This is a genomic window from Paraburkholderia sp. BGA-UO-ETr-F21 (genome assembly GCF_059567925.1).
This window is the reverse complement of record NZ_JCAQOY010000028.1, coordinates 1-6,721: the sequence shown is the minus strand read 5'-3', so window position 1 is coordinate 6,721 and position 6,721 is coordinate 1. Positions and strand designations below refer to the sequence as shown.

4 protein-coding genes are annotated in these 6,721 nt (G+C 61.4%); 2 read left to right on the top strand and 2 right to left on the bottom strand.

Annotation, left to right across the window (positions count from 1 at the left end):
• The first annotated feature begins 480 nt into the window (after positions 1-480).
• Positions 481-717, top strand: coding sequence for a hypothetical protein (locus tag AC57B1_RS16330; protein ID WP_088176911.1), 237 nt, complete (start codon positions 481-483; stop codon positions 715-717).
• A gap of 69 nt (positions 718-786) precedes the next feature.
• Here AC57B1_RS16330 and AC57B1_RS16325 read toward each other — a convergent pair whose 3' ends face one another.
• Positions 787-1,440, bottom strand: a complete 654-nt coding sequence (locus AC57B1_RS16325) for a response regulator (protein WP_060090756.1) — start codon at positions 1,438-1,440, stop codon at positions 787-789.
• Between the two features lie 386 nt (positions 1,441-1,826).
• Positions 1,827-4,793, bottom strand: coding sequence for a Tn3 family transposase (locus AC57B1_RS16320; RefSeq protein WP_046565381.1), 2,967 nt, complete (start codon positions 4,791-4,793; stop codon positions 1,827-1,829).
• Positions 4,794-4,946: 153 nt separating this feature from the next.
• On the opposite strand from AC57B1_RS16320, the gene AC57B1_RS16315 reads away from it, so the two are divergent.
• Complete coding sequence (locus tag AC57B1_RS16315) at positions 4,947-6,653, top strand: site-specific integrase (RefSeq protein ID WP_046565383.1); 1,707 nt, start codon at positions 4,947-4,949, stop codon at positions 6,651-6,653.
• Positions 6,654-6,721: the final 68 nt, after the last annotated feature.

The following is a 6,721-nucleotide window of genomic DNA, read 5'->3' as shown; positions in this document are numbered from 1 at the left end:
GGGGTCGCTTGCGAAAACGGAAAATAAAGCACGTTAGCGGCGGACGAACGTTGCCAGACGACCCCTTGGAGTCATTCAAAATCGAATCTCGAACGGCCGCTTCCGCCCTTGCATGAGCCGATCGTCGACGGCTGATTGACCTGCGCAGCGCTATCGTTCACGGTGGTCGCCGCGGCAAACCGCGCAAAGCAGGTCAAGAAATTCCAGTAGCAGTGAAACCATACCGCTGGCCCCGCGATGAATGGACGGACGCGGGGCAAGAGACCGACCCCGATAATCGCAAAATGCGAACTTTGTATAGTTCAAATGCAGTTTGATTGATCCAGATGAACCAACTGGCAGATTTAGGCTGCCCTACCAGGCTGCAAAGCCTCATAGTTTGTGCTTGAGTTCGCCGCCCCCTTGCTGCCAGACGCTATTGAGCGTCCTGCGATGCTGTATGGCCTCTGCGGGGGAGGGGCGGGACACGGAGGCCATCCTATGGAATCGTTTCTGAGTGCGCATGAACTGTCAGCGCTCATGCTTATAGAACAAGCTCCCTCGCACGCTGATCTTGACCGGCGCGAGGTCGAACAGCTTATAGGCCGGCAATTGGTTGAGCGCGCCGCAGGCGCATCCGGTGCGTCTGAATTTAAGGTAACAGACAATGGAAGCGCAGTCCTGACACGGATATTCGCCTTCGATATACGGGCGCAGAAAGTTGATCCGCCTGCGTAACCCGCAACACCAAAACTCCGATGCGGCATGATGCGTGTCAGTGTGACATCGACACGCTCCAGGGGCGACTTAGAGCAGCTCGGCACCGTCATCTTCAAGAAGGTCGTGGCGCACAGCGTAGCGCACAAGCGCCGCGTCGTTCGCGAGGCCGGACTTTTCCAGAATGTTCGTCCTATGTGTGCTGACCGTCTTGGCACTCAAACCCAGCTTTCCTGCGATCACTGCAATAGATTCGCCTGCCGCAATCAGGAGAAGTATCTGGAATTCGCGGGCGGACAGGCGCTGGTGGGGAAATGAAGAATCGACTTCAGCAAAACCGTGGGCGATCTGGTCCGCCATCATAAGACTTACATAGATGCCTCCGGACGCAACCTTTCGGGCCGCCGCTATAAAGTCTTTGCCAGGCGTATCTTTCGTAACGTATCCGGACGCTCCGGCCTTGAACGCACGAACTGCGTACGCCTGCTCAGGATGCATCGTCACCACCAGAATGCGCAACGAAGGATTTTCGATCTTGATCAGGGGGATCAGATCGAGGCCATGGAGGCCGGGCATTGAGAGGCCGAGAGTAAGCAAGGCTGCATCGGTCGCTCTCGCAAGTGCCAGCGTGCTTGCTCCGTCGGCCGCTTCACCTGCAAACTCGAACTCCCCTGTGCTGCACAGCAGCGCACGCAGCCCCTCACGCATGACACCATGCGCGTCAGAAATTGCCACCTTCGTCATGGATCACTCTCATGGAAAGAGGCGAGATTGCCTTTTGTCATGATGGACCGTTGGCCATGCAGATCGAGGTTACTTTGTAACAGCACACATCGTGGAGTTTCGGTCAAAATTCCGGCGTTTACCTCCATTTAAGTTCCCAAACACGGGTTAATTTGCCGTTTCGCCGCTGTAGATCCCCAAGAGGCCAATGTGCTACGGGACTCCAGGTCCACGAGCAGCGCTCGGAGCGTTCTCTTTGTGTGCTTGCACGTGGCAGTCGGCTGTTCTTCGTATTTCAGCCGCTCGAGAGAACATCACCAAAGTCTCTTCATGGCCGCACTGCGCCGCTCCGCCAGCTTACTTAGGACAGTTGCCGCGCACAACACCCCCAACAGGAAAGGCTAACGCTAGTGGTCCCGGGCGGGACGCAGTGGCCGGAATCCACCGCGCCGCACGTTCTGGTCCTCGCGCCACACGTAATCGCCCGTCAGGTTGATGTGCTCCCAGCCAAGCGGTGAGAGATACGGTAGCAAAACTGCATCGGGCGGGGTACCGCGTGCGACCATCGCGTGGACAGCCCGGTCGAGGTAGACGGTGTTCCACAGCACGATTGCGGCAGTGACCAGATTCAGGCCGCTGGCGCGATAGCGCTGCGACTCAAAGCTGCGATCGCGGATTTCCCCAAGGCGGTAGAAGAAGACCGAACGTGCAAGCGCATTGCGGGCCTCGCCCTTGTTCAGGCCGACGTGAACGCGGCGGCGCAGTTCGACGTTCTGCAGCCAGTCGAGGATGAACAGCGTACGCTCGATACGACCGATCTCGCGTAGCGCAACGGCGAGGCCGTTCTGCCGCGGATAGCTGCCGAGCTTGCGCAGCATCAGTGAAGCGGTGACGGTACCCTGCCGGATCGACGTCGCCAGGCGCAGGATCTCGTCCCAGTTCCGCCGGATTGCCTTCTCGTTGTACGTGTCACCAATCATCGACTGGAGCGCCGGATAGTCCTTCACGCTGCCAGGCACGTACAGCTTCATGTCGTGGAGATCGCGGATGCGGGGCGCGAACCGGAAGCCCAGCAGGTGCATCAATGCAAAAACGTGGTCGGTGAAACCGTTGGTGTCGGTGTAATGTTCCTGAATGCGCAGATCCGACTCATGGTATAGCAGGCCGTCGAGCACGTAGGTCGAATCGCGCACGCCGACGTTCACGAGGTTCGGGTAGAACGGCGCGTATTGGTCGGAGATGTGCGTGTAGAACATCCGGCCTGGTTCGGCGCCATACTTCGGGTTCACATGTCCGGTACTCTCGGCGCGTCCGCCGGCCCGGAAACGCTGCCCGTCCGATGACGAAGTGCTGCCGTCACCCCAATGGGTAGCGAACGGCTGGGCGAACTGTGCGTTGACCAGTTCGCCCAGCGCCTGCGAATAAGTCTCGTCACGGATGTGCCACGCCTGCAGCCACGAGAGTTTCGCGTAGGTGGTCCCCGGGCATGCTTCTGCCATCTTTGTCAGTCCGAGGTTTATCGCATCGGCCAGGACCGTCGTGAGCAGCAATGTCTTGTCTTTTGCGCTCTCTCCGGTCTTCAGGTGCATGAAATGGCGAGTGAATCCGGTCCACGCATCGACCTCCATCAGCAGTTCGGTGATCTTCACGCGCGGCAGCATGACCGACGTCTGGTCGATCAGCGTCTGGGCAGCCTCGGGCACTGCTGCATCGAGTGGCGTGATTTTCAGGCCCGATTCCGTAATGATCGCATCGGGCAGTCCGTTTTCGGCCGCGAGCCGGTTGACGGTTGCCAGCCGCTCCTCCAGCAACTGCCGCCGCTCGTTCAGGTAACGGTCGCAGTCGGTGGTGATGGGTATTGGCAGCGCATTGTCCCGCCTGATCGCCTGGAAATTTTCCGCCGGAAGCAGATAGTCGTCGAAGTCCTTGAACTGGCGTGAGCCCTGCACCCAGATGTCGCCTGATCGCAGCGCATTCTTCAACTCGGCCAGCGCACACAACTCGTAGTAACGACGATCAATACCGGTGTCGGTCAAGACCAGTTGTTTCCACCGCGGCTTGACGAAGGCGGTCGGCGCGTCCGCCGGCATCTTGCGCACGCCATCATTGTCCATGGCCTTGATCATGTTGACGGCGTTGAGCACATCGGTCGCCGCCGGCGCCGCGCGCAGTTTCAGGATTTCGAGGAAAGCCGGTACGTAGCGACGCAGCGTCGCGTAATGGTCGCCGATCTGATGCAGGAAATCGAACGCTTCGGGCTGGGCCAGTTGCTCGGCCTCGCTGACACTTTTCGTGAATACCTCCCACGACATGACGGACTCGATCGCCTTGAAGGCATCGCCGCCATTTTCCCTGGCCTTCAGCAGGGCGCGGCCGAGCTTCCCGTACAGTCTCACCTTGTCGTTGATCGCCTTGCCCGAGCGGTGGAACTGCTGCTGATGTTTCTTTTTCGCGGCATTGAAAAGCCGACCGATGATGCGGTCGTGCAGGTCGACGATTTCATCGGTGACTGTCGCTGTCGCTTCCATGACGATGGCCGCCAAGGTCGCGTGACGACGCTGTGTTTCGAACTTCCCGAGGTCGTGTGGCGTCATCTGCGCGCCTTCGCGCGCAATCTTGAGCAAACGGTTTCTGTGCACCAGCCGGTCGAGGCCCGCGGGCAGGTCGACGGCGTGAAGGATTTTCAGGCGGTCGATGTGCTGCAGCATCTGTCGCGAACTCGCCTTGCCCGGCGGCAGCCGCAACCATGCCAGCCACGTCATGCGGCCGTCGTCCCGACGCTTCAGTAACTCGTCGAGTCTTCGCCGATGACCGTCCGACAGCAATTCCGTGAGCACGTCGTGGATGCGACGCGTCGCGCGGGTGACCGCTTCAGCACAGATCCGCTCGATCACGTTCGAACCCGGCAACAGGATTGCCTGCCGGCGCAGATATTCGAGCAGCGCCTGCGCGAGTACGAAGCCCTTGTCGGTCTGCATTGCCAGGTCGACGAGTGCCAGTACCGCCGGATGGTAGTCGGCCACCGTAAGCGGACGCAGTTGCAGCGCCGCCTGCAGTTCGAGCAGATGCTCACGGCGCGTCTGGTCCCGCTGCGCGTACGCCTCCCAGTGCGACGGTGCAATGCCGAGTTGCCCGGCAACGTACCGCAGCAGCGCGGGCGGAGGCTCGACACCAGCGCTCAAAGCGAAGCCCGGAAAACGCAAGCAGCAGAACTGGACGGCAAATCCGAGGCGATTGGCCGTTCCTCGATGCTGCCTGATCAGCGACATGTCCTGCTCGCTAAACGTGTAGTGGCGAATTAGATCATCGTGGCTGTCAGGGAACGAAAACAGGCTGTCTCGCTCGGCCGGCGAGAGAATGGAACGACGGGGCATGGTGGGCTCGACAGAGGATGGGGATGGCGCTGACGGCGGGTTGCAGCACCGATTCCACTGGACTGACGGTTCAGAAAAACAGCAGTGTAATACGATCCATTGCCATAATCCTTCTTATCGCAATGGATGCCTTTTTTCACTAAACTGACAAACATGAAAACGCGTCAGTCCTGGCCTGCCTCGCACCCGGCCTCCACCGAACCGCTGGCGTTTCCGGATGCCGACCAGCTTGCGGCGCTGCGCGGCTGGTATGCCGGCCTGTCTTCGCGGGCCGCCGTGGACCGCTACCTGTCTCACGCACGCGCGCCGGGCGCATCGGCGCGCGGCATCATCGGCGCGATCCGCCGTCAGCTTGTCAACCTTGCCGTTGAACGCCAGCGCGCCGATCTTGCTGATCTGCTGCAACATCCTGTTGGTGACCGGCTCGCCCGGGCAGGCGCGGTCGCACACGCGATCGAAATCCTGCGTGCGTTGCCGATGCCACAACCGCAGATCGCCGATGACATCGGCCTGTGGCTGACGCCGCGCGCGGCGCGCGTGCTGCGTGCGCATGGCATCGCGACCCTCGCGGACCTGACCGTGCGGGTGCCGCGTCGACGCCGCTGGTGGAGCACGGTGCGCGGACTTGGCCAGACCAGTGCCCGGCAGATCGAGGCATTCTTTGCCGCCCATCCGCAACTGACGGAACGCGCTCACGCGCTGGTTGCCGTGACCACGTCGGGCGTCGTCGTCCCATGGGAGCAGTTGAGGGTGCCGCACGAGGTGGATGGTTCGCACGGCAGCTTCCGGGCGCCCAGGCGGGCCTGCGCGCTTGACGCGAACAACGACTATGACGCGGTTCACGCGTGGCTCGCGTTGCACGAAACTCCTGCCACGCAGCGTGCCTACCGCAAGGAGGCTGAACGCCTGATTCTCTGGGCCATCGTCGAACGTGGACGGGCGCTGTCCTCGCTCACAACAGAGGATGCGATCGCGTATCGGAGCTTTCTGCGGCATCCCGGTCCGCGCGAGCGGTGGGTCGGGCCGCCGCGGCCGCGCAGCGCCCCAGACTGGCGCCCGTTCTCTGGAAACCTGTCGGGCCGCTCGACCGCCTACGCACTCTCCGTGCTGGGCGCCCTGTTTCGCTGGCTGATCGAGCAACGCTACGTGCTTACCAATCCGTTTGCCGGTATCAAGGTGCGTGGCAAAACGCGTGTCGCGCCACTTGACACGGCGCGCGGCTTCACGGAAGGCGAATGGGGGCTGCTTCGCACGATCGCCAACGGACTGGAATGGTCCTACGGCTGGGAAGCACCCGCCGCGCAGCGGCTGCGCTTCCTGCTCGACTTTTCCTACGCAACCGGTCTGCGTGCGAGCGAACTTGTCGGCGCGAGGCTTGGCGACATCCGGATAGATGAACGCGGTGCCCACTGGCTCAATCTCGTGGGCAAGGGAGGCAAGCCCGGCAAGGTGGCTTTGCCGCCACTCGCGCGCGTTGCACTCGAACAGTACCTCGTCCAGAGGCATCTGCCAGTGACACCGCGGCGCTGGGATCCGAAAGCCCCGCTACTGGCGAGTTTTGATGGGGAAGGAGCAACGGGCATCACCCGTTCCCGTCTGTGGTTCGTGATGCGCGGTTTTTTCCGCCTGGCCGCCGATGTCATCGGCACCGATTATCCCGTACTAGCTGAAAAGTTGCATCGCGCCAGCCCCCACTGGACGCGCCATACCCACGCCACCCATGCGCTTGCTCGCGGCGCGGAGCTGACGACCGTGCGGGACAACCTGCGCCACGCCTCTATCGCAACGACCTCGATCTACCTGCTAAGCGACGAGGCTAAACGCTCCCGCCAGATGGACGAAGCGTTCGCCGCGCCGTAGCCCACGCCCTTTCCGACAGGGCGTCGCCGGCTAAACGTGCTTTATTTTCCGTTTTCTCAAGCGACCCC